Genomic DNA, 23,530 nt, shown 5'->3' with positions numbered 1-23,530 from the left:
TGCGGGCGGCTATTTCACGCCACCGATCTGCGCGCGCAGTCGTTTTTTGAAATTTTCACCGATGATGGTCATTTTGTCCGTGGTCTCGAACAGCGCGGCCTTGTTCTTCTCGTAGGCAGCCAGGTAGCCGGCGATGCGGTCCGGGTCTTCGAGAATGAAATTGGGGCACTGCGAGACGTTGAGGTACTCCTTGGGCAGCATGAGGTAGGGTTCCGTCTTGCCCTGTTCGGTCTTGAATTCGACGGTCAGGTCGATGCAGCGTTTGAAGACTCCGCTTTTGCCGTAGAGGTCGGCCTGGTGCGCCGCGGCGTGGTCGTCGAAGGTCAGCACGACCTCCAGCGGACGGTCGCAGGGCGCGGCGTCCGTGTAGACGACCGGGGCGAGCGTGTAGGCGTCGTAGGTCCATTGTCCGGCTTTCGGGAAGCGGGCGTAGGGGATTTCGCGGCCGTTTACCTGCACCGTTTTGGGCGGGAAGGTCGCCGGGAAGCGCATTTCGTAGCTGCGGCTGTCGGGAGCACCGGCGTAGGTGCCTTCGCGGGGCGCGACGACGGCGCGCAGGGTGTTGCCCTCCTGCTTCTTGGTGACCTTCGTGGTGGCGTAGGCCGTGGCGTACTGCTGGCTGACGCCGTCGTCCTCGTAGTGGACAAGCTCGCCGTCGGCCCCGGGGATGAAGGTCAGCACCAGCGTGTCGCAGGGCTGCTGGAGGTTTTTCACCGTCTGTGGGTTCATCGGGAGGATGGCTCCGGCCCGCGCGTACCAGGGATTTTCCGAGAGGGTGTAGTGCAGCTCCTCGGTGCGTCCGCCCTCGTACATGGCTCCTGTGGCGCAGTCGTACCACCGGCCCTCGGGGAACCAGATCTGGCGCGCGGCCAGCCCCGTGACGCTGTCGACCGGCTCCACGACGGCCGTGGCGAGGATGTCGTTGCCGAACATGAACTGCTCGGGGACGTTGTAGGCCTCGTCCCGTTCGGGATGGTCGTAGTACATCGGACGGCACATGCCGACGCCGGTGTCGTAGTTCTCGCGGGCGGCGTTGTAGACGTAGGGCGCCAGCGTATAGCGCAGGCGGATGGCGTCGCGCATGACGAACAGGTGGTCGGGGAAGAACCAGAGGTAACGCTCGATGCGCGGGTCCTTGGTCGAGTGGGTCTTGAAGATCGGGGTGAAGACGCCGTATTGCAGCCAGCGGGTGTAAAGTTCGGGATCGGTGGCTTTCGTCTCCTTCTTGAACATGTGGCCGCCGATGTCGTGCCCCCAGTAGCCGTAGTTGACGTTGGACGAGGTGGCCGTGAAATAGGGCAGGAAGGCCAGCGTCTCCCACTTGGCGTAGGTGTCGCCCGAGAATGCCAGCGGATAGCGGTGCGATCCGAGACCGCCCCAGCGGTGGTAGATGAAGGGCCGCAGCGCGGGGTTCTGCTGCTCGGCGTGGTGGAAGAAGGTGTAGTTGAGCCAGAAGGTGTTCGAAAGTCCCGGGGTGAATTTCGACTCCATCCACTGCTGCCAATCGAGCCACCAGAAATCGACGCCCTGGCGCTCCATCGGGTTCAGCACGGTCTTGAAGTAGGCGTCGGCCCATTTTTGTTCGTCGATATGGAACGGCACGCTCTTGCCCTTTTCGGTCCATCCGTACTCCCGGGTGAACGGCTCGTAAACGTCTTCGTAGGGTTGGATGCCCGAGGCGGGGTGGAGGTTGAGCGCTACTTTCAGCTGCTCGTTTTCGGTCCATCGGAGGAAATTCGCGGGCGAGGGGAACAGCTCCTTCTGCCAGGTGTAGCCGGTCCAGCCGATGCGCTGTCCGTACTCGTCCTTGGCGGGGTTTTTCTTGCGCAGGCCCCAGGTCTCGTGCCAGTCCATGTCGACGATCAGCACGTCGATCGGAATGTCGACCGACTTGAGTTTCTGCACCAGGTCGACGAACTCGTTGTCCGAATACTGCCAGTAGCGGCTCCACCAGTAGCCGAAGGTGTACTTCGGGGGCAGCGGCGCGCGGCCTGCGACGAGCTGGAAATCGGCGAGCGCCTGCTTGTAGTCGTGCCCGTAGGCGAAGAGGTAGAGGTCCTGGCGGTCGCCCGCGGGGCGCGCCTCGACCCACTCTTTCCAGGCGGAGCCGTCGGGCGTCAGCACGTGGCGGCCGCTGTCGTCGACCACCGACCATCCTGCGCGCGAAAGAAGCCCCTGCTCCATCGGTTCGCGCCCCAGCTTCCTGCCGTCGCATCCGTCGAGCGTGCGGGTCGTGCCCATGAGGTTCTGCGGGTCCTCCGTGCCGGGGGTCCATACGACCTCGCGGCCGTTGAGCCGGAAGACGGCTTTCAGGTTTTTGTCCGAAAACTTGCCGCCTTTGGTGTAGGTCAGCGTCAGGGCCGGGGTGGTGATCGTCAGCCGGGATTTCGTGTCGCGGACCTTGAAGTCCGGCACGGGCGTCTCACGGTTGACGAAGGTCAGCGTGGCGCGGTCCTCGAAACGGCCGTCCTCGCTCCACTCCATGCGGATCAGCTGCGGGGTGAGGACCGTGAAGCGTGCGTTGCCCGCCTCGACGACGGCCCGCGGGTCGGCCTTGGGATTCCCGGCCGCGGCCGCACCCAGCGTCAGCCACAGGACCGTAAAAAGAATTGTCGCTCTTTTCATAAGTTTATGGGGTTAGTTTGCTGAATAGACACATCCCGCAGGCAAAACGATGAGCCTGCGGTGCGATTTTTTTTGCGGAGGGGCTATGCGCCGCTGTCCGGCAGGGCGGCGGGGGCCTCGGAACGGTCGTCCGAATCCGTATCGCTGCCGGCGATTTCGAGCGTGCGCGCGGCATGCTGCCGCTTGGTTTGCAGGCGGGCGGTTTTGCGCAGGCGTTCGCCGACGCGGATGATGTTGTCGTTGCCCGTGCAGAGGCGTTTGTGGGCGTCTTCGTAGGCGTCGCGGGCCTTGTCCAGCGCTGTGCCGACCCCTTCGAGCGAGGCGGTGAAGGCCACCAGCTGTTCGTAGAGCTTCAGTCCGCAGGCGGCGATCTCCTTGGTGTTCTTGTCCTGGTCGTTGTATTTCCAGAGGTCGGCGACGAGTTTGAGCAGGGCGAAAAGGTTCGTCGGCGACGAGATGATCACCTTTTTGTCGTAGGCGTCGGACCAGATGGCCGTGTCGTTCTGCAACGCCGCGAGGAACGCCGGTTCGTTGGGGATGAACATGATGACGAAGTCGGGCGAATTGAGCCGCCGCTGGTACTCCTTGCGGCCCAGTTCGGTGACGTGCTGCCGCACCGAGGCGATGTGCGCCGCGAGATAACGCCGCCGCTCCTCCTCCGTGTCGGCCGAGGAGTAACCCACGAAGGCCGTGAGCGAGACTTTCGAGTCGATGACGATGTCCTTCTTCTCGGGCAGGTGCAACACCACGTCGGGCCGCAGGTTGCGCCCCTCCTCGTCCTTGATGTTGTACTGCGTCTGGTAGTGGATGCCCTTCGAGAGGGCCGAACTGTCGAGGATCGTTTCGAGCAGCATCTCGCCCCAGTCGCCCTGCACCTTCGAATTGCCTTTCAGGGCGTCGGTCAGGTTCCGGGCCTCGGTGGAGATCGTCTGGTTGAGTTCCATCAGGCGTTTGAGTTCCGATTTCAGCTCGCCCCGCTGGGAGGTCTGCGTGGTGTAGATCTCCTCGACGCGCTTGCGGAAGTCGACGATGTTCTCCTTGAACGGTTTCAGCAGGATGTCGATCGACTCCCTGCTGGTCTCCTTGAACCGCTGCGACTGCTCGCCCAGAATCTCCGTCGCGAGGTTTTTGAATTGCATGCGGAAACGCTCTTCGAGCTGTTCGCGTTCGGCTTTCTCGGCGGCGCGCTCCTCGGCGTTCTTTTGTTGCAGGCCGGCGATTTCCGTCTGGGACGAGGCGCGCAGGGCGGCCAGTTCGGTTTCGGTGCGCAGCCGCGTTTCGATCTGCACGCGGATGTCCGCTTCGGCTTGCAGGCGGGCCTGCTCGGCGGCGGTCTTGTCGGCACGCAGGTGGCCGGCTTCCGGCGAGCATGGCCCCGAGCGCCGCCGAGAGGGCGCCGAGCACGATGATTGCAAGAATGAATGCGGTGTTCATACTGACAAAGGTAGAATTTTCCGTGGAATTTTTCGTATCTTTGACCGACAAACTCTTTGATTCATGCAACGTATAGTAGCCCCTTCGATGCTCTCGGCCGACTTCGGCCATCTGGAGCGCGATACCCGGATGGTCGACGCCAGTGCGGCCGAATGGGTTCATATCGACGTGATGGACGGCGTTTTCGTCCCCAACATTTCATTCGGGTTTCCCGTGCTGAAAGCCATCCGCAAGGCGACGGCGAAATTTCTCGACGTGCACTTGATGATCGTCAGCCCGGAAAAATACGTTGCGCGCTTCGCCGAGGCGGGGGCCGATCTGGTGACCTTCCACCTCGAAGCGACGGACGACCCCGCGGGGTGCGTCGCGCTGATCCGCCGGGCCGGAGCCAAAGCGGGCGTGTCGATCAAGCCGGCGACGCCGGTGGAGGCGCTGCGCGAGGTGCTGCCGCTGGTGGACCTGGTGCTGGTGATGAGCGTCGAGCCGGGGTTCGGCGGACAGTCGTTCATCCCGGGGTCGCTGGAGAAGATCGCGCAGCTGCGGGCGATGGCCCGGGAGATGGGTCTCGAAACGATCATCGAGGTCGATGGAGGCATCTCGGCCCGCAACGCCGGAGCGGTTTACGGGGCGGGCGCCGACGTGCTGGTGGCCGGCAGCAGCGTTTTCGGAGCCGAAGATCCGCAGGCCGAGGTCGTGAAGATGCTCAACGCCTGACCGGAGGGTCCGTCCGGAAGAGCGCAGGGGATTTCATTTCGGAAAAAACACTCCATCAGCGTCCGGCGTGCCGGGCCGTCTCGGCGTCGAGCAGTCGGCGCAGTCGGCGCAGGAGCGCATCGTCGCGGAACCACTCCGCGCCGTAGGTCAGGTTGAATTCGTAATCGAAATCGGCGGGATTGGCTCCCTGATTGTGCTGGAGGATGGTCTCGGCCTTGTCGAGCGCCTTGACCCAGCGGGCTTCGGGCGTGGCGCAGGCTTCGTACTCCTCCCAAAGCGTCCGGATGCGTGCTGCGGCTTCTGCGGGCAGCAGGGGCGTGAGCCGCTCCATGGCCGCAAGTTCCGCCGCGGCCTTGGAGGCGGGGTCGCACTGCGCAACGGCCGGGATGTCGCCTTCGTAAGCCTCCCCGAGGTCGTGGACCAGGCACATCGCAAGGACCCGAGGCAGGTCGAGTTCCGGTTTTTCGTCCGCAAGGACGAGGGCCAGCAGGGCCAGCCGCCACGTGTGTTCGGCGGTGCTTTCGTGCCGTCCGGTCGAGGTGCGGGCCGAGCGCAGGACGTTTTTCAGCCGTTCGGCTTCGCGCATGAATTGCAGGTATCGTTCCAGTTTTTCCATCTCCGGGATTCTGTTTCGGGACCGTAAAGATACGATATGTCGGATTAAATCGCTAACTTTGCGGTGTTTTTAGATTCGCCATGATTTCATTAGACAACCTTACCGTCAGTTATGGGGGCTGGACCCTTTTCGACAATATTTCGTTCCTGATCAACCCGAAGGACCGCATCGGACTGGTGGGCAAGAACGGAGCGGGCAAAACCACGCTCCTGCGCATCATCACGGGCGAACAGCAGCCCACGTCGGGCGCCGTGACGCTCAACGGCGACTGCACGATCGGATACCTGCCGCAGACGATGCGCGTGGCGGACACCACGACGCTCGCGGAGGAGACCGCCAAGGCCTTCGAGGAGGTGTTGCGGCTCGAGGCCGAGATCGAGGCCCTGACGCGCGAGATCGCCGAGCGCACCGACTACGAAAGCCCCGAATACGAACAGCTCCTGCACCGCCTGAACGACGCGCAGGACCACTATCATATCCTCGGCGGCGAGACCCGCGACGCGGACATCGAGAAGACGCTGCTGGGCCTCGGGTTCAAACGGTCGGATTTCGGGCGCGCCACGAGCGAGTTCTCGGGCGGCTGGCGCATGCGTATCGAGCTGGCGAAACTGCTGCTCAGGCGGCCCTCGATCTTCCTGCTGGACGAACCGACGAACCATCTCGACATCGAGTCGATTCAGTGGCTCGAAGAGTATCTCCGGAATTACAACGGCGCGGTGCTGCTCATTTCGCACGACCGCGCCTTTCTGGACAACGTCACCAACCGCACGGTCGAACTGTCGCTGGGCAAGATCACCGATTACAAGGTCTCCTATTCGAAATACGTCGTCCTGCGCGCCGAGCGCCGGGCGCAGCAGATGGCGGCCTACGAGAACCAGCAGCGGATGATCGAGAAGACCGAGGAGTTCATCGAGAAATTCCGTTACAAACCCACCAAGTCGAACCAGGTGCAGTCGCGCATCAAGCAGCTGGAGCGGCTGGACCGTCTCGAGATCGAGGAAGAGGACCTCGCCACGCTCAACATCAAGTTTCCGCCCGCGCCCCGCTCGGGGCAGATCGTCGCGGAGATCAGCGAGGCCGGCATGTCGTTCGGCGAGAAACATGTCTTCAGCGGCGCGAATTTCGTCATCGAGAAGGGCGACAGGATCGCGTTGGTGGGCCGCAACGGCGAGGGCAAGACGACCCTCGCACGCATGCTGATCGGCCAGCTGACGCCCACCGAAGGGTCGGTGCGCCTCGGGGCGAACGTCAATATCGGCTATTACGCCCAGAATCAGGACGATCTGATGGACGGCGATTTCACGGTCTACGACACGCTGGACCGTGTGGCCGTGGGCGACATCCGGACCCGCCTGCGCGACATTCTGGGGGCGTTCCTGTTCCGCGGCGAGGACATCGACAAGAAGGTCAAGGTTCTCTCGGGCGGCGAGCGGGCGCGTCTGGCGATGGCCCGTATGATGCTCGAACCGCGCAACCTGCTGGTGCTGGACGAGCCGACGAACCACATGGACATGCGCTCGAAGGACATCCTCAAGAACGCCATTATGAAGTACGACGGCACGGTGGTCGTGGTGTCGCACGACCGCGAATTCCTCGACGGCATGGTCGAGAAGGTCTACGAGTTCCGCGACGGCGGGGTGAAGGAGTATCTGGGCGGCATCTACTATTTCCTCGAAAAGCGCAAGCTGGAGTCGTTGCAGGAGATCGAGCGGCGCGACGCTCCGGCCAAAACGCCTGCGAAAGGCGACGAACCGAAGCCGGCCGTATCCGGAAAGCTCTCCTACGAGCAGAGGAAGGAGCAGGAGAAGCAGCTGCGCAAAGCGAAAAAGGTCGTGGAGACGATCGAGGCGGAGCTGGCCGACATCGAGAAGCGGATCGCGGAGTACGATGCGCGGTTCGCCGCCGCGACCGAATACAACGAGGCCGACTACAAGGCTTACAACGAACTGAAAACCCGTTACGACCACCAGATGCACGAGTGGGAGAAGGCGTCGTACGAACTGGAAATCGTAGCGGATTAGCCCGCTTGAAATCAAAAATCGGGATGCGGGGAATGGAATGCAGAATGAATAATGCATAATGTCATCCTGAGCGAAGCGAAGGATCTTTTGGAAGATAATATGCAGGGACATTATTACGTATATATGATGGGCAGTGCCAGCGGCAGGGCTTTGTACGTTGGAGTAACAAATGATCTCCAACGTCGGGTTCTGGAACATAAAAATGGAGAAACAGCAGGATTTACAAGCCGTTATCGGTGTTATGCCTTACTTTATTACGAGCCTTATTCGGACGTTCGAGATGCAATAGCCAGAGAGAAGCAGATCAAAGGATGGTTGCGGGAACGAAAAGAGCGATTGATAGAAACGATGAATCCGGGCAGAGTGGATCTTGCCGCTGATTTTTAGATTCTTCGCTGTGCTCAAAATGACAAATATAACAATTTACACGATGGATAGCAACCTTATTTTCGGGATTCGTCCCGTGGCCGAAGCGATCGAGGCCGGAAAGCAGATCGAGAAACTCTACATCCGCAAGGGCGCCGAAGGGCAGCTGATGCAGGAGCTGAAAGATCTTTGCATGCGCCACCGTCTGCATTATCAGGAGGTTCCGGTCGAGAAGCTCAACCGTCTGACGCGCGGCAACCACCAGGGCGTCGTGGCGCAGACCGCGGCCATCGAGTATGTGCAGCTGACCGACATTCTGGAACGTGTGCCCGAAGACGAGACGCCGCTCGTGGTGTTGTTCGACGGGGTGACCGACGTGCGGAATTTCGGGGCCATCGCCCGCTCGGCCGAGTGTGCCGGGGCGCACGGGCTGATCACGCCGCTGAAGAACTCGGCGCCCGTGAACGCCGAGGCGATCCGTTCGTCGGCCGGTGCGCTGACGACGATTCCCGTGTGCCGCGTCGGCTCGGTCCGCAATACGCTCAAGGCATTGCAGGCGGAGGACTTTCAGGTCGTGGCCGCCACGGAGAAGAGCCGCAAACTGCTCTACGATGCCGATTTCCGCCGTCCTACGGTGATCGTGATGGGCGCCGAGGATACGGGCATCTCGAAAGAGGTGCTCAAACTCTGCGACGAGCAGCTGGCCATTCCGCTGATCGGCCACATCGAGTCGCTCAACGTCTCGGCCGCGGCGGCCGTGATGCTGTTCGAGGTCGTGCGCCAGCGCATCGGGCCGGAGAACTGAAAGGAGGAGACGGAGTCCCGTCATTGCGAGGAGCGCAGCGACGCGGCAATCCTTGCGGCGTTACGACACTCTCCGCAGATGGCCGCGGCATCTGACGACGCCTCGCCATGACGAACGAATATGCAAAGCCGATAATCAAAATCATAATTCTGTGAAAGCCAAACTCGAATACTGCCTGCGCTGGCTCCGCGAAGGGGCCGTGCGGGTCGTGCGGTCGTACCCGGTCGAAACGCTCCTGGCGCTCTACGCCTGCATCCGGTGCCTGCTCACCTACGAACTCGACTGGAGCGAGGAGGAATTGTTTAATAGACTCGGCCTCGTGCCGCTGTTCTTCGCTCTGGCGCTTGCCGTCAACAACCTGGCGGGGCGCGGACCGTGGCGGAAAGTCTATTGGGTCGTGTGGGCGCCGATCGTGCCGCTGACGCTTTGGAGCGGTCTCGGCGACTGGGTCGAAAGCGCGTCTTTCCGCATTTCGCTCGGCATACTGGCGCCGCTGCTGTTGCTGTTGAGCCTGCGGGCCGTGCGCAACGACCGGTTCGTCAACGGCGCGCTCGTCTGGCTGCGCTCGGGTGCGCTGGCCCTGCTGTTCGCCAATGTCGCGCTGGGGCTGTTCTATGCGATACTCTATTCGGCGACCTATATCTTCGGCCTCGACGGAGCGTGGATCGAACACGTCGCGGTGTGGGCCGTGACGATCTGCGAGACGCTGGCCGTGCCGCTGCTGTTCCTGATGATGGCCGACCGCTGGCGGGACGCCGAACTGCGCGGCAGCCGCATCCTCGAAATGCTGCTGAACTACATCGTGACCCCCGCGCTGCTGATCTACGCCGCAATCCTCTACCTCTACATGGCCAAAATCCTCGTCACGTGGACGCTGCCCGAGGGCGGCGTGGCCTATCTGGTCTTCGGGTTCACGATGACGGCGCTGGCCGTGAAGGCGCTGGGGCGGCTGCTTGAAAAACGGATTTACGACTGGTTTTTCGACCGTTTCAGCCTTGTGTCGCTGCCCGTGCTGACGCTGTTCTGGATCGGCGTGGTGCGCCGCACGAACGAATACGGCCTGACCGAACCGCGCGTCTACCTCGTGGTGTGCGGCGGTCTGATGACCCTCTGCGTGCTGTTGTTCCTTTCGCAGCGTACGGGCCGTTACCTGTGGGTGTGTCTTGCGGCATGGGTGAGCTTCGCCGCGCTGGCTTACGTTCCCTTCCTCGAGCCGGAGCGTATCGCCGTGCAGTCGCAGACGCAGCGCGCGGAGCGGGTGGCGGAGCGGCTCGGACGCCTCGGCGGGGACGGACGGCTGCTGCTGACGCCGATGCCGCTGGCCGATACCGTTTATAAGAAGGAGTACCGGAAACTCTACGAGTCGCTCGACTATATCCGCCGCGACAGCGCGGCTTTCGCCCGTTTCGGCGTGAAGGACCTCGACGATCTGGCCGCGATTTTTCCCGAAGCGATGCGCGATTACGTGAGGTGGGGCTATGATTGGAGCTGTGTCGATACATGTGTCGATACCAATATTATTGAACTGGAGGCGCCCGTTAATGTCCGGTTCGAGGTAAATGCGGAATATCCGCATTATTATACGAATCTCCGGAACTGGTACAACGATCATAGTTATGATGTCAGCAACGATACGCTTCGTCTGTTTTTGGGGGAGGAGTGTGCCGTGTACCGGATTTCCTGTCGGGATTTGCTGGAACGCCAGCTGGAAAGGAGCGGATTCGATCCGGCCGAAGCGTGCGAGCCTGCGCCGGAGCAGTTGTTGCGGTTGTTGGATTACCGCGATGACCGTTGCCGGATTCTGTTCGAAAATATTAAGTTGGAACGTACGGATTCTGCCGTTGTAATACAGGGAATGGCGATCAATGCTGTGCTGATGCGATGACCTCCCTCTATGTGCATCCCCGGCTGGGCGAGGTGACCCTCTCGCAGACCGTGCGCGCCCGCCGCATTTCGATTTCGGTGCGTGCCACGGGTGCCGTGCGGCTTTCGTTCCCCTGCGGGGTGCCGCAAAAACGGGCTTTGGATTTTCTGGAGCAAAAAGCGGAATGGATCGGGGCGGCGCGCGAACGGCTCGCCCGCAAGCGGGCATCCCTGCCTCCGCAGTTGCCGCCCGAGGAGCGGAAAGCCCGTATCGAGGAGCTGCGCCGTGCGGCGAAAGCCGACCTGCCGGGCCGCATCGGGCGACTGTCGGAGGCGACGGGCCTGAAGTACGAAAAACTTTCGATCCGCGCCTCGCGCACGAAGTGGGGGAGTTGCTCGGGGCGCAACCACATCTCGTTGAGCCTCTTTCTGATGACTCTTCCGGAGCACCTGCGCGACTATGTGATCGTCCACGAACTCTGCCACACGGTTCACCACGACCATTCGCCCCGTTTCCATGCCTTGGTCGACCGTCTGGTCGGAGGGCGTGAAAAAGCCCTTAACCGGGAGTTAAGGGCTTTCACGATTCGTTAGCGGGAATTTTCTATCGGGAGAGAGCCTGTTTCTCGCGTTTCCAGGTTGTGGCACAGAATGCCGTGGCAAGCAGGCTGGCGACAATGAACATCCAGAAGGTGGCGTTCCATCCCAGCGAGTTGTCGTTGGCGACCGAACCCATGACGATTTTCGCCAGCACGGCGTCGCCGAACAGGTAGCCGAACAACCCGACGAATCCTGCGGCCGTTCCGGCTGCATTCTTCGGCACGAGGTTCAGCGCCTGAATGCCGATCAGCGCCACGGGACCGTAGATGCAGAACCCGATTTCGCAGAGCGCCGTGTAGACGACCGTGCGGCCGATGGCGGCAGGGTCGCCGCCGAAGATTTCAGCCAGCGACTGGGCAATGGGAGCGGCTTTCCAATAGACCAGAATGCCGATTAGCACCAACACCATGTAGATCACGTTGGCCGGGGCGCAGCGTCCCTTGAAGAATTTGGCCGAGATCCATCCGCAGATGATCGTTCCGGGGACGCCCGCGTAGTTGTGCAGCGAGAAGGCCAGGTTGCTCTGCGAGGCATCCATGATATTCATCTCCTGCAGGTAGACCGGCGCCCAGTCGCTGATGCCGTAACGCACCAGATAGACGAAAGCGTTGGCCAGGGCGATGAGCCAGAGAATCTTGTTCTTGAAAATGTAGTCGACGAAGAGTTTTTTGAAGGGGATTTTCTGTTCTTCTCCCTTGGCGGCCTTTACCGCCGAGTAATCGTTGCGGTATTCGTCGATGGGAGGCAGCCCGCAGGCCTGGGGCGTGTCGCGCAGCGCCCACCAGCAGAAAACGGCCAGAAGAAGCGCCACGCAACTCGGGAAGATGAAGGCTGCACGCCACGTGTCGCCCCATCCCAGCATGGCGAAGATGGCGATTCCGGCGGTTACGAGCAGTCCCAGCGAGCCACTGCCGATCGTGTGCGACGTATTCCATACCGACATTTTGAAACTGCGTTCGTTCTGGGAGAACCAGTGGGCCATGATACGCCCGCAGGGAGGCCATCCCATGCCCGAAAGCCAGCCCACCAGCAGCATCAGACCGAAGATAATGCTTACGTTGATGCCGGGATTTGTGTGGCTGTAAGGGATCAGTCCCGTGCAAATCATCAGCAACGATGAGAGAATAAGTCCTACGACAAGGAATTTGCGTGCGTCGGAACGGTCGGAAAGGCTGCCCATGATGAACTTGCTGAAGGCATAGGCGATCGAGATCGCCGAACCCGCGAGTCCTACGCTGGCCTTGTCGAGGAGTCCCGACTCGATCATGCCTGGCGCTGCGAGCGAAAGATTCTTGCGCACCAGATAGTAGGCTGCGTATCCCAGAAACGCACCCAAAAATACGCGCAGACGCATCTGCGCGTATTTGGCCGGGATTTTGTCCTGGGAGAGCCTCGGTTTGGGAGCCGGAGGATTAAAAAAATTGAACATTTTAAGCTTGGGTTAAAGTCCGTTTAAGCTTCAAAGATATAATTTTTCGCCATCTTCGTGAAACTTTCGACCTGCGCATCGATCCATGCCTGGTCGCGGCCCAGTTCGCGGGCCATCGTTTCGGCGACCTTCGGGGCGGCGGCCATCGCCTCGCGGGCGTCGACGAACAGCAGCCGCACGCGGCGCGCCAGCACGTCCTCGACCGTGAGGGCCATCTCCTCGCGCACGGCCCAAACCACCTCGGCAAGCGTGTAGCCGAACTTCGGAGAGAGCTTTTCGCCCAGCGCCGGGTTTTCCTTGATCAGATTCAGGATCTTCGGCTCGTCCGAACCGTAAACGTACATATGGTCGGCGAGGTTGGGATTCTTGCGGTAGCCGTGGATGTGGAATTTCTTGGTCACGCACTTGCGCCGGGGAAGTCCCGCTACTTCGATGGCCTTGTCCACCGTGTCCTCGGCCATCAGGCGGTAGGAGGTCCACTTGCCGCCGGTGATCGTCACCAGACCGTTGTCCGAGGTGATGACCTTGTGGCTGCGCGAAATCTCCTTCGTGTTCTTGCCCTCCTTCTTGGGCGCCGCCAGCGGACGCTGACCCGCGAATACCGAGAGGATGTCCTTGTAGGTGGGCGCCGGGTTCATGTAGAGTCCCGCGGTGCCGAGGATGAAGTCGATCTCCTCCTTCAGCGGACGCGGCTCCTCCTCCGGGGTGGGGCGCACGATGTCGGTCGTTCCGACCACGACCTTGTCGTGCCAGGGCACGGCGAACAGCACGCGGCCGTCCGAGGTCTTGGGAACCATGATCGCATAGTCGCTCTGCAGGAATTTCATGTCCAGCACGAGGTGCACGCCCTGGCTCGGGGTGACCATCTTGCGGTGTTCGGGGCTGTCCATGTGCATGATGTCGTCGACGAAGCAGCCGGCGGCGTTCACGACGCTGCGCGCCTTGATCGAATACTCCTCGCCGGTGGTGTTGTCGACGAACTTCACGCCGGCGACCTTGCCCGCCTCATTGTGCAGGATGCCCGTCACGGTGGCCTCGTTGACGACCGTGCCGCCGTTCTCGACGCAGGTCTGGGCGAGGTTGATGGCCATGCGCGAGTCGTCGAACTGTCCGTCGTGGTAGACCACGCCGCCCTTCAGCCCCTTTTCGACCGAGGTGGGGATGTATTTCATCACTTTCTTGGCGGAGATGTACTTCGAACGTCCGTAGCCGAAGCCGAACGAGAGCAGGTCGTAGAAGGTCAGGCCGCAGAAGTAAAGGAAATTGTCCCAGTAGCGGTAGTTCGAAATGACGAACGCCTGGTCCTTCACCAGATGCGGGGCGTTGGCCTTCATGCGGCCGCGCTCGCGCAACGCTTCAAGCACCAGCATCACGTCGCCCTTTTGCAGGTAGCGCACGCCGCCGTGCACGAGTTTGGTCGAACGGCTCGACGTACATTTCGCAAAGTCGGTCTTCTCCAGGCAGGCTACGCTCATGCCGCGCGTGGCTGCATCCACCGCGACGCCGAGTCCGGTCGCACCGCCGCCTACGACTACCATGTCCCAGATTTTGCCCTTGTCGGACAACTTTTTGATTTGTGATGCTCTTTCCATAAATATCGGTTTGATGATTGATTTCGTTTCGGAACAAAAGTACAAATCATTTCGGCGATTTCAAAATAAAAAACCTTTTAATTTGAAATATTCTGATCGGGCATGCAATTTCTTGCGGGAGTGAAAATAATCGCGGCGGAATGTTCGTGTTTCGAATATTTTTCGTATATTAGTCTCTCAAAACTTTAAAATTTTAATTGCGCATGAACAAACCAGGTGAAGAACCACTTTTGAGCCTTCCGGAACGGCACAGCCGTATTTTGTCGCTGTTGCAGCAGAACGGCTCGATTTCGGTGACACAGCTCTCCGAGCTTTTCAAGGTTTCGGAAGTGACCATCCGCAAGGACCTGTCCTACCTCGAACAGCAGAAGAAACTCTACCGGACGCATGGCAGCGCCATTCTTATAAGCCCTTATATCAGCGATCGCCACGTCAACGAGAAAGAGAAGAAGAACGTCGCCGAGAAGCGGGCGATCGGTGCCGCCGCCGCGGCCCTCGTGTCGCAGGACGATTCGATCATCATCGCTTCGGGCACGACGATGGCCTTTCTGGCCCGGGAGATCAAACCCGTAGGCCGCCTGACGGTCATCACGGCGGCGGTTCCCGTGACGCAGATTCTCTCGCAGCACGCCGATGTGGACGTCATCCAGCTGGGCGGCATCACCCGGAGCAGTTCGGTTTCGGTCGTGGGACCCTTTGCCGAGTCGATGCTCCGCAATTTCAACTGCAGCAAGCTGTTTGTCGGTGTCGACGGCATCGATACCGAGTTCGGGCTGACGACGACCAACATGCTCGAGGCATCGCTGAACGGCGCGATGATCAACGCCGCGCAGAAGGTCGTGGTGCTGGCCGACAGTTCGAAGTTCGGGCGCCGCGGATTCAGCAAGATCTGCGACCTGGAGGCGGTGGACCGCATCATCACCGACAGCGGCGTGCAGCCCCTCTATCTGGAGCGCCTGCGCGAACGCGGAATCGAGGTGACGGTGGTGGATGTCTGATATGCCATTCTTCCCCGAACGTGGAATCATAAAAAAGCGGCCGTGAACATCACGGCCGCTTTCAGGTTAAGCGAAAAATAGAGGTTCGGCACGGTTTATCATTTCGGTTCCGGTTTACGGTAAAAGTCACCTGCATGTTGGAAGTCGAATCCTATCATTTTTTCATTATACGTGTCTTTCATTTTGGAAATCGTGATCTCTATTTTGATATTTGTCCAATGTGCCGGATTAGCTACCGTAGGCTTTTTATCATAAAATTGGTAATAATCCGCATTCGGAGTTTCGATGACGTATGCAGGTGCGCCGCAATATTTCTCGATCGCCTGGACGACCTCTTCCCGCGTGGCCGTCTTACTCTTTAAACCGAAAACGGCAAAGTCCGAGATATTGTGCCAATTATCGGAACGCGGTCCGATGCTGATGCTGTTTACAAGGCAGTCGGCTTCATCGAGTTCCTGCGCCGTGGGGTTGAATAGCGTAGCCTCGATTCTCTCTCCCTTCCCGTTGGTTAAAGTTACGGCCCAAAATTCGTTTTCGCCGGTAGGAGGAATTTTGGTGTTGACTGAGCCGCTTTTATAATTCGAGGTCTGCATCAGGTCGATAAGTTTGCAGGGAAATTCGATTTTGCAACCGTTGAGAACAAATCCCGACTCCCAGAACGCCTCCGGGATGTTTACAATGTCTGTTTGTGCAATGACCGCATCTCCTGGCCCGAGGCTCAGCAATCCCAGCATCAGTAGCGCTTTTTTATACATATCTTTAGCGGCTGTCTGACGAATCGGCCGGTCGTTATTTCAGCAGGGCTTGCAGCCGCTCGGGGTAGTCGGTGGTGATGTAGTCCACGCCCAGCCCGATGAAATACTTCATGTCCTCCTCCGAATCCACGGTCCAGACGTTGACTTCGAGACCCAGATCGTGCGCCTCCTTCACCCATTGGGGATGCTTGCGCAGCACGCCCATCGAGTAGTCGATGCCGGCCAGCCCCAGTTTCTTGATGCTCTTGGGAGCCAGGTCGCCGTTGAGGTAGTAGATTTTGGTGTCGGGAATGAGCTTCTTGAATGCCATGCAGGCGTTGATCGAGAAGGCGATGATCTCCGTCTGGTCCAGCACGCCGTATTTCTTGAGCTGCTTGACGATCTTTTTGGCGGCGAGGTCTTCGCGGTTGTAATCCGAAAGCGACTTCATTTCGAGAATCAGGCGCGTGTCGGGTTTCGAGGCGACGAGTTTCAGGTAGGCGTCGAACGTGGGGATGTTCTCGCCGTTGGGCAGCACGATGGCCGTGATCTCCTTGGCGGTGGCTTTCTCCATGTTGACGTCCGTGCCTTTGTAAATGCGGTCGTGGTTGACGATCAGTTTGTCGTCGGCGGTGAGCCATACGTCGATTTCCGAGCCGAAGACACCGACGGCGTCGGCTTTCGTGAACGAAGCGATCGAGTTCTGCGCCGATTCGGGGGCTGTCCAGTAACCGCGGTGTGCGATTACCTTGGGTTGGGCTGCGACGGCGCCTCCTGCTAACAGCATGGCGGCGGCCAAAATGAGGTTTTTTGTCATATCGTTTGAAATGTTAGTTGGTGACTTCTGAAACGAAACCATTACAAAGGTAGCAAACATTTCCGGATTTACAAGTCGAAAGGGAGGCAAAACTTTCGTTTGCATAAGGATGTCGCCGCAGCCGTTTTCGGGGATTCCGGGCATGAAATGGTCGATTTTTATTGTTAATTGAAGCAAAATTATGCCGGGCGTCACGGATTTTTTTCCTATCTTCGTGCAATCCGAATCCGGATACTCAAACTTAAAACCACAAAATAAGAGCCATGAAAGAAAAAGTCAGCAAGAAATTCAATGAACTTTACGGCGAAGGAGCCATCCTGTTCGCCTCTCCGGGCCGCATCAACCTGATCGGCGAGCATACGGACTACAACGGGGGCTTCGTCTTCCCGGGGGCGGTCGATAAGGGTATTGTCGCGGCGATCCGGCTCAACGGCACGGACAAGGTGCGCGCTTATGCGCTCGACCTGGGCGAAAGCTCGGAGTTCGGTCTGAACGAGGCGGACAAACCGGCCGAGAGCTGGGCGTGCTACATCTTCGGCGTCTGCCGCGAGATTCAGAAGCGCGGCGGCAAGATCGGCGGTTTCGACACGGTGTTTGCCGGAGACGTGCCCCTGGGCGCCGGCATGTCGTCGTCGGCAGCGCTGGAGTCAACCTACGCCTTTGCGCTGAACGACCTCTATAACTGCGGTATCGACAAGTTCGAACTGGCGAAGATCGGTCAGTCGACCGAGCACAACTACTGCGGCGTGAACTGCGGCATCATGGACCAGTTCGCCTCGGTGTTCGGCAAGAAGGGCAACCTGATCCGTCTGGACTGCCGTTCGCTGGAATACGCCTACTTCCCGTTCGACCCGAAGGGCTATAAGTTGGTTCTGCTGGATTCGCGCGTGAAGCACGAACTGGTAGGCTCTCCGTACAACGACCGCCGCGCTTCCTGCGAGCGCGTTGCGAAAGTGCTGGGGCAGGAGTTCCTGCGCGGCGCCACGATGGAGCAGCTCGAAGCCGTCAAGGATCGGATTTCGGAGGAGGACTACAAGCGCGCCCGCTATGTGATCGGCGAGGAGAAGCGCGTTCTGGACGTATGCGAAGCGCTCGAAAAGGGCGACTACGAGACGGTCGGCAAGCGCATGTACGAGACCCACTGGGGCATGTCGAAGGACTACGAAGTGTCGTGCGAGGAGCTGGACTTCCTGGCGGAGGTCGCCGAGGAGTGCGGCGTGACGGGTTCGCGCATCATGGGCGGCGGCTTCGGCGGCTGCACGATCAACCTGGTGAAGGACGAACTTTACGACAACTTCATCGCCACGGCCAAGGAGAAGTTCAACGCCAAATACGGCCACGAACCGAAGGTTTACGACGTCGTGATCTCCGACGGTTCGCGCCGGCTGTAATTTTCGATGATTGCGGCGCATCCGCCGCAATCACCCCCCCCCCGAACGGGACGAATGGAGCATACGTCATCCATTCGTCCCGTTTTTACGATGTATGCCTCGCTGATCAAAAACGACGGAACTTTCGGGGGGGGCAATCCGTGGACGGCTTCGGTCGAATTGAAAACAGCGGACTCTTGTGGTCCGCTGTTTCAGTCGAATATCTTTTGCAGCATCACCTCGTCGTGATAGCCGTTGGGCCGCCATAGCCAGTCGCGTTTGACGCCGATCTCGGTGAATCCCGCGCTGCGGAACAGGCGCAGGCTCGCTTCGTTGTCGGCACCGACGTTGCACCACAGCTGATGCGCGCGCAGCGTATCGTGTGCATAGCGGCAGAGGGTTTCCACGGCGTCGGAGGCGTAGCCGCGTCCCCGGTCGCTCTGTTCGTAGATGAGGATGCCGATGCCTGCCCGGCGGTGGATCGGGTCGTATTCGAACAGGTCGATCGCCCCGACCGGCTTGGAACTCAACAGCGTCTCGATGATCAGCCGCAGTTGTCCGTCGCAGAGCACCCCGACGATGTCCTGATGCCGTTCGACGAAGCGCTCCAGCTGATGACGCGAGAACGGCTCCGTCGTCCCGCTGACCGGCCAGATGTCGCAGTCGTTCTCCCACTCGTACATCAGGTCGACGTCGCCCGGCTCCACGGCCCGCAGGCGGATGGTGCGGCCCTCGATGTTCATTACAATCCGATGATCTTGTTGCGGATCAGCATGGCCACGCCCCAGGCGTTGGCGTTCTCGGTCATCTTCGACACGCGGAACTTGGTGTCCTTGTAGACCAGGTTGAGCGAATATTTGTTCGTCGCCGATTTGAGCGGCAGCATGATGTAGTCGCCCGCCGCCGCGAGGTTGCCGCCGACGATGACCGTCTCGGGGTTGAACGTGTTGATCAGGAAAGCCACGGCCTTGCCGACCTTCTCGCCCGCCTCCTCGATCAGTTCGATCGAAAGGTTGTCGTCGTTCTTCGCCGCAGTGATGATGTCGTCGATGTGGATGGTCTTCTGCTGGTCGTATTTCTCCTTGAGGATGGTGTTCACGCCCTTTTGGATCAGGTGGCACATCTTGTCCTCGATGGCGATGCCCGAAACCTCGGTTTCGAGGCAGCCCTTCTTGCCGCACGAGCAGATGATCTCGTTGTCGAAGAAGGGAATGTGGCCGAACTCGCCGGCGAAGCCGCTCTTGCCGTAGTAGAGCTGTCCGTCGACCACGATGCCGATGGCCACGCCGCGGCCCATGTGGAGGTACAGCACGTTGCTCTCGTCCTTCGATTTGCCGCAGGTGTATTCGGCATAGCAGCGGGCGCGGGTGTCGTTCTCCAGCAGTACGCGGATGCCGACGCGCTCTTCGAGCAAGTCGCGCAGCGACTGTTCGCTCGACGTGAAGTATTTGTAACTGCGGCCCGTGTCGGGGTTCACGCGTCCCGTCATGCAGACGCCCAGCCCGAGAATCTTGCCCCGGTCGATGCCGCATGCGGCGATGAAGTTCTCGATGCCCGAGCAGATGCGCTCGATGCACTGCGGACGGTCGAGCAGCTCGAACGTGAAGTCGTTCTCCTCTTTGATGATGTTGTTTTGCAGATCGGTGATCAGGAAGCGCATGTTGTCACGACCGACGTTCACCCCGGCGAAATAGATTGCCGAGTTGGCCAGGCCGAAGATGTTGGGGCGCCGTCCGCCCGGGGTTTCCACCTTGCCCAGGTCTGTCACGATGTTCTCGTCGACCAGTTCCTGAACCAGTTTGGTGATCGTGGGGACACTGATGTGAAGCTCTTTGGTAAGCTCCGAAAGCGTGCATTCTCCGTTGACAGCCATGTGCGCGATGATGTTGCGCTTGATGATGCTGTTTTTGTGCGTAATGCCCTTCAGGGCGTCGTCTTCGTGTTTGTTGAAAAATTCGGTAAGTGATGTCATCCTTCCAGGCTCATTTTTAACTAACTCTGCAAATATATACACTATCTTTAATAAATGCAATAAGTTTTTAATAAAATTTAATAAATTTTGCTTCAAAATGAGGGGTAAAAAATTAACGCCCTGAAAATCAGGGCGTTAATTTTTAAGCGAAACTTTTTGTTTTACAGCGTCGATTTCGATTCCACGACTGCGTTGGGGTCCACCTTGCGGATGAGTCCCTGCAACACGCTGCCGGGGCCGAGTTCGGTGAATTCCGTCACGCCGTCGGAGAGCATGTTGCGCACGATGTAGGTCCAGCGCACGGGGGCCGTCAGCTGGGCGATCAGGTTGGCCTTGATGGCGGCGGGATCGGTATAGGGCTTGGCGTCGACGTTCTGGTAAACGGGGCATACGGGCGTTTGGAACGGCGCTTCGGCGATGGCTTTCTCGAGTTCCTGCTTGGCAGGCTCCATCAGCGGCGAGTGGAACGCTCCGCCCACCGGCAGGCGCAGCGCACGGCGCGCTCCGGCGGCCTTGGCTTTCTCGCAGGCGGCGTCTACGGCCTCCACGGCTCCCGAGATCACCAGCTGGCCCGGGCAGTTGTAGTTGGCGGCGACGACCACGCCGTCGACCGACGCGCAGATCTCCTCCACGACCTTGTCTTCCAGACCGAGAATGGCGGCCATCGTTCCGGGCTGCGCCTCGCAGGCGGCCTGCATGGCCATGGCGCGCTTCGAAACGAGCTTCAGACCGTCCTCGAACGAGAGCGCTCCGGCGACCACGAGGGCCGAGAATTCGCCTAAAGAGTGTCCGGCGGCGGCATCGGGCTTCACGCCCAGCGCCTTGGCCATGATCACCGAGTGGAGGAATACGGCGGGCTGGGGGACGCGGGTCTGCTTCAGTTCTTCGTCCGTACCGGCGAACATGATGTCGGTGATGCGGAAACCGAGGATCTCGTTGGCTTTCTCGAAGAGTTCCTTCGCAGCCGGAACGTTGTCGTAGAGGTCTTTGCCCATTCCGACGGCCTGGGCGCCCTGGCCCGGGAATACGTATGCGTGCTTCATAATTTTTTTGCGAATTTTATGTTTGCGGAGGCAAAGATACGAATTTATTTCCTAAATTTGCACCGCAATGGTTCACAAAGGGCCGGGCAAGGCCCCGTGTGATTAAATGGGAATGCCGTGAAAATCGGCAGCAGTTCCCGCTGCTGTAAGTTCCGATAGTTGCCGCGACACGCTGAAAGCCACTGGTCCGAGAGGGCCGGGAAGGCGTTGCGGCAGGAACGAGCCAGAAGACCTGCCTTGCAGCTTCCCGACGAGGAAGAATCTTTTTTCGGGGTGTGTCTGCGGAGAACGGAGCATCGCAAGTCTTGGTATTTCGTGGCTGAAATACGGGTATGGACGTGAAAAAGGTTCGATTCAGAGAGGCTCTCGAACCTACGCTTTCAAAAAATATCATAAAATTGCAAATCACTGATAATCATATATTATATACAATGCAGAGTAAATCTAAATCTTTCTAAATACCTTTTGCTATTTCAATTTTTGGGTGTATATTTGGGTGTAGAAATTCAAACGCACCCAAATATGAATATCAAACGTAACATCATTTTTGCATTGGAGGGCCGGAAGAAGAACGGTGTGCCAATCGTGGAGAACGTGCCTATCCGTATGCGTGTCATATACGCAAGCCAACGCATCGAGTTTACAACAGGCTACCGGATTGACGTAGCCAAATGGGATGCCGACAACTGAAATACTATGCCGAAATGCAAAACGTGTTCAAGGAGTTTGAGGTACAGGAAACCATGCCCACCACCCAACAGCTAAAGGATGCGTTCAATCTGCGGATGAAAGACAGCAGTGAAGAACAGCAGGAAGAAGCGCAGATAAGTTTTTGGGAAGTGTTCGATGAGTTTGTAAAAGAGTGTGGCAACCAGAATAATTGGACGGTATCCACATACGAGAAATTTGCAGCGGTGAGAAATCACCTCAAAGAGTTCAAGGAAGATGTAACCTTTGAATACTTCAACGAGTTCGGGCTGAACGAGTATGTTAATTTCTTGCGTGATAAAAAGGAATTGAGAAACAGCACCATCGGTAAACAGATTGGGTTTCTCAAATGGTTCCTGCGTTGGAGCTTCAAAAAAGGGTATCATCAGAACATTGCATACGACGCATTCAAACCAAAATTGAAAACAACCCCTAAAAAGGTAATATTCCTAACATGGGATGAACTGAACAAGCTGAAAGATTATCAGATACCACATGACAAGCAGTATTTGGAACGTGTCAGGGATGTCTTTCTGTTCTGTTGTTTCACGAGTTTACGATATTCGGATGTTCGTAATCTTAAAAGAAGTGATATTAAGCCCGACCACATTGAAGTCACCACAGTCAAGACTGCGGACAGCCTGATAATCGAACTGAACGACCACAGCAAAGCGATTCTTGAAAAATACAAGGATGTTCATTTCGAGAACCACATGGCATTACCCGTCATCAGCAATCAGAAGATGAACGATTATCTGAAAGAACTGGGTGAACTGGCGGAAATCAACGAACCTGTACGGGAAACCTACTACAAGGGAAATGAGCGCATAGATGAAGTCACGCCCAAATACGCATTGTTAAGTTCCCATGCCGGAAGAAAGACTTTCATCTGTAATGCGTTGGCACTCGGAATTCCGGCACCGGTGGTCATGAAATGGACGGGACACAGTGACTACAAAGCCATGAAACCCTACATTGACATAGCAGATGACATCAGGGTAAACGCCATGAACAAATTTAATCAACTATAAAAGTATCAATTAGTTTCATAAACAGTTATCAATAAGTATATTTGCAGAAACCATTATCACAATATGAACAACAAGGAATCCAACATAGAAAAAACGGACTTAAATGCGTTCATACACGCAGTCGGTTCGGAAATAGAACAGGCACAAGTAAGACTGATTGTCGCAGCCAATGCGCAAATGCTGTTCCACTACTGGAAAGTGGGCAACTATATTCTCTATCATCAGCAACAGCATGGGTGGGGAAGTAAAATCATCAAGCAATTGGCAAAGGCTATCCGGTTCAATTATCCCGAAAAGAAAGGCTATTCGGAACGCAACCTTACTTATATGTGCCAATTCGCACGGACATATCCGCTGAGTGTGCTAAGAAGTTTCATTGATACGGATGTAAGACTATCTGTTCCAAACATACAGAATGTGACAAACGAAGTATTGAAACGAGAAAACCGTTTCTGCCATTTACAGGATGGGGATTATGGAGATAGAAAAAATTTTCTTGAACTCCCCTGTCGCCAGAATAAACTGGGCAAGCCAAATGGTTATACTTGATGGCTCATTACCGTTAGGCATAGGATATTGGTACATGAAACAGTCCGTGGAAATGGGCTGGAGCAGCAATGTTCTTAAAATACAAATTGAAACCAATCTGTATAGCAGACAAATCAGCAATAATAAGGTAAACAATTTCACATCCACGCTTCCTGCACCTCAAAGCGACCTTGCCAATTACCTTCTGAAAGACCCGTACATCTTTGACTTGGCTGGAACTAAGGAAAAGGCAGACGAAAGGGA

18 protein-coding genes, 2 pseudogenes and 1 riboswitch are annotated in these 23,530 nt (G+C 58.0%); of the genes and pseudogenes, 10 read left to right on the top strand and 10 right to left on the bottom strand.

The genetic code is table 11. The annotated features are described in order from the left end of the window. Positions 1 to 9: 9 nt before the first annotated feature. Together BHV64_RS04715 and BHV64_RS04710 are read right to left on the bottom strand one after the other, a co-directional pair. A complete protein-coding gene (locus tag BHV64_RS04715) occupies positions 10 to 2,625 on the bottom strand; it encodes a glycoside hydrolase family 31 protein (protein WP_217727303.1) in 2,616 nt (871 codons plus the stop codon). Positions 2,626 to 2,708: 83 nt separating this feature from the next. Continuing rightward, positions 2,709 to 4,040: a DNA recombination protein RmuC gene (locus tag BHV64_RS04710; protein WP_288115602.1), complete on the bottom strand. Its 1,332-nt coding sequence runs from the start codon at positions 4,038 to 4,040 to the stop codon at positions 2,709 to 2,711. Between the two features lie 82 nt (positions 4,041 to 4,122). On the opposite strand from BHV64_RS04710, the gene rpe reads away from it, so the two are divergent. Then, entirely contained in the window at positions 4,123 to 4,773 is a 651-nt protein-coding gene (rpe, locus tag BHV64_RS04705; RefSeq protein WP_083810221.1) for a ribulose-phosphate 3-epimerase, read from the top strand. A gap of 55 nt (positions 4,774 to 4,828) precedes the next feature. Here the strand turns inward: rpe and BHV64_RS04700 are convergent, their stop codons facing one another. Continuing rightward, positions 4,829 to 5,389, bottom strand: a complete 561-nt coding sequence (locus BHV64_RS04700) for an HD domain-containing protein (protein WP_015547195.1) — start codon at positions 5,387 to 5,389, stop codon at positions 4,829 to 4,831. A gap of 80 nt (positions 5,390 to 5,469) precedes the next feature. On the opposite strand from BHV64_RS04700, the gene abc-f reads away from it, so the two are divergent. The 5 genes from abc-f (at position 5,470) to BHV64_RS04675 (ending at position 11,038) form a co-directional block, all read left to right on the top strand. Next, positions 5,470 to 7,410 carry a ribosomal protection-like ABC-F family protein gene (gene abc-f / locus BHV64_RS04695; RefSeq protein WP_147620626.1) on the top strand — a complete coding sequence of 647 codons (1,941 nt, stop codon included), beginning with the start codon at positions 5,470 to 5,472 and terminating at the stop codon, positions 7,408 to 7,410. Positions 7,411 to 7,461: 51 nt separating this feature from the next. Beyond that, positions 7,462 to 7,797: a GIY-YIG nuclease family protein gene (locus tag BHV64_RS04690; RefSeq protein ID WP_254886364.1), complete on the top strand. Its 336-nt coding sequence runs from the start codon at positions 7,462 to 7,464 to the stop codon at positions 7,795 to 7,797. Positions 7,798 to 7,840: 43 nt separating this feature from the next. Next, positions 7,841 to 8,581 (top strand): 23S rRNA (guanosine(2251)-2'-O)-methyltransferase RlmB, encoded by a 741-nt coding sequence (gene rlmB, locus BHV64_RS04685; protein ID WP_288115600.1) that lies wholly within the window; start codon positions 7,841 to 7,843, stop codon positions 8,579 to 8,581. A gap of 151 nt (positions 8,582 to 8,732) precedes the next feature. Beyond that, complete coding sequence (locus BHV64_RS04680; protein ID WP_217727305.1) at positions 8,733 to 10,466, top strand: DUF4153 domain-containing protein; 1,734 nt, start codon at positions 8,733 to 8,735, stop codon at positions 10,464 to 10,466. Continuing rightward, a complete protein-coding gene (locus BHV64_RS04675) occupies positions 10,463 to 11,038 on the top strand; it encodes a M48 family metallopeptidase (protein ID WP_022062315.1) in 576 nt (191 codons plus the stop codon). Before BHV64_RS04680 ends, BHV64_RS04675 begins: the two co-directional genes overlap by 4 nt. 10 nt (positions 11,039 to 11,048) lie before the next feature. Here BHV64_RS04675 and BHV64_RS04670 read toward each other — a convergent pair whose 3' ends face one another. Together BHV64_RS04670 and BHV64_RS04665 are read right to left on the bottom strand one after the other, a co-directional pair. After that, complete coding sequence (locus BHV64_RS04670) at positions 11,049 to 12,473, bottom strand: MFS transporter (RefSeq protein WP_138266014.1); 1,425 nt, start codon at positions 12,471 to 12,473, stop codon at positions 11,049 to 11,051. Between the two features lie 23 nt (positions 12,474 to 12,496). Continuing rightward, positions 12,497 to 14,065, bottom strand: a complete 1,569-nt coding sequence (locus tag BHV64_RS04665; protein WP_015547190.1) for a glycerol-3-phosphate dehydrogenase/oxidase — start codon at positions 14,063 to 14,065, stop codon at positions 12,497 to 12,499. A gap of 203 nt (positions 14,066 to 14,268) precedes the next feature. On the opposite strand from BHV64_RS04665, the gene BHV64_RS04660 reads away from it, so the two are divergent. Continuing rightward, a complete protein-coding gene (locus BHV64_RS04660; RefSeq protein ID WP_149887439.1) occupies positions 14,269 to 15,063 on the top strand; it encodes a DeoR/GlpR family DNA-binding transcription regulator in 795 nt (264 codons plus the stop codon). A gap of 98 nt (positions 15,064 to 15,161) precedes the next feature. On the opposite strand, the gene BHV64_RS04655 is transcribed toward BHV64_RS04660, so the two are convergent. Both BHV64_RS04655 and BHV64_RS04650 read right to left on the bottom strand, forming a co-directional pair. Continuing rightward, positions 15,162 to 15,797, bottom strand: a complete 636-nt coding sequence (locus BHV64_RS04655; RefSeq protein WP_022062311.1) for a hypothetical protein — start codon at positions 15,795 to 15,797, stop codon at positions 15,162 to 15,164. A gap of 55 nt (positions 15,798 to 15,852) precedes the next feature. Further along, positions 15,853 to 16,614 carry a glycerophosphodiester phosphodiesterase family protein gene (locus BHV64_RS04650; protein ID WP_217727306.1) on the bottom strand — a complete coding sequence of 254 codons (762 nt, stop codon included), beginning with the start codon at positions 16,612 to 16,614 and terminating at the stop codon, positions 15,853 to 15,855. 263 nt (positions 16,615 to 16,877) lie between these two features. Here BHV64_RS04650 and galK point away from each other — a divergent pair, with 263 nt between their 5' ends. Continuing rightward, entirely contained in the window at positions 16,878 to 18,005 is a 1,128-nt protein-coding gene (gene galK, locus BHV64_RS04645; RefSeq protein ID WP_015547187.1) for a galactokinase, read from the top strand. A 191-nt stretch (positions 18,006 to 18,196) separates the two neighbouring features. Here the strand turns inward: galK and BHV64_RS04640 are convergent, their stop codons facing one another. The 3 genes from BHV64_RS04640 to fabD all read right to left on the bottom strand — a co-directional run bounded on the left by BHV64_RS04640 (position 18,197) and on the right by fabD (position 20,999). Continuing rightward, positions 18,197 to 18,727: a GNAT family N-acetyltransferase gene (locus BHV64_RS04640; RefSeq protein ID WP_015546301.1), complete on the bottom strand. Its 531-nt coding sequence runs from the start codon at positions 18,725 to 18,727 to the stop codon at positions 18,197 to 18,199. Further along, on the bottom strand, positions 18,727 to 19,956 hold the full coding sequence (locus BHV64_RS04635) for an ROK family transcriptional regulator (RefSeq protein WP_022062210.1): 1,230 nt from the start codon (positions 19,954 to 19,956) through the stop codon (positions 18,727 to 18,729). The genes BHV64_RS04640 and BHV64_RS04635 overlap by 1 nt, the downstream gene beginning before the upstream one ends. A 161-nt stretch (positions 19,957 to 20,117) precedes the next feature. Then, positions 20,118 to 20,999 carry an ACP S-malonyltransferase gene (fabD, locus tag BHV64_RS04630; protein ID WP_288115599.1) on the bottom strand — a complete coding sequence of 294 codons (882 nt, stop codon included), beginning with the start codon at positions 20,997 to 20,999 and terminating at the stop codon, positions 20,118 to 20,120. A gap of 51 nt (positions 21,000 to 21,050) precedes the next feature. Beyond that, a riboswitch (cobalamin riboswitch) is annotated at positions 21,051 to 21,253 on the top strand. Between the two features lie 268 nt (positions 21,254 to 21,521). On the opposite strand from fabD, the pseudogene BHV64_RS04625 reads away from it, so the two are divergent. After that, positions 21,522 to 22,738: pseudogene (locus BHV64_RS04625) on the top strand (phage integrase SAM-like domain-containing protein). Between the two features lie 63 nt (positions 22,739 to 22,801). Continuing rightward, positions 22,802 to 23,530: pseudogene (locus tag BHV64_RS04620) on the top strand (DUF1016 N-terminal domain-containing protein); the annotation flags it as partial.

It is taken from the genome of Alistipes sp. 56_sp_Nov_56_25, from assembly GCF_001915285.1.
GTDB classification, from domain to species: Bacteria; Bacteroidota; Bacteroidia; order Bacteroidales; family Rikenellaceae; genus Alistipes; species Alistipes shahii.
This window is presented reverse-complemented; position numbering and strand designations above follow the sequence as displayed.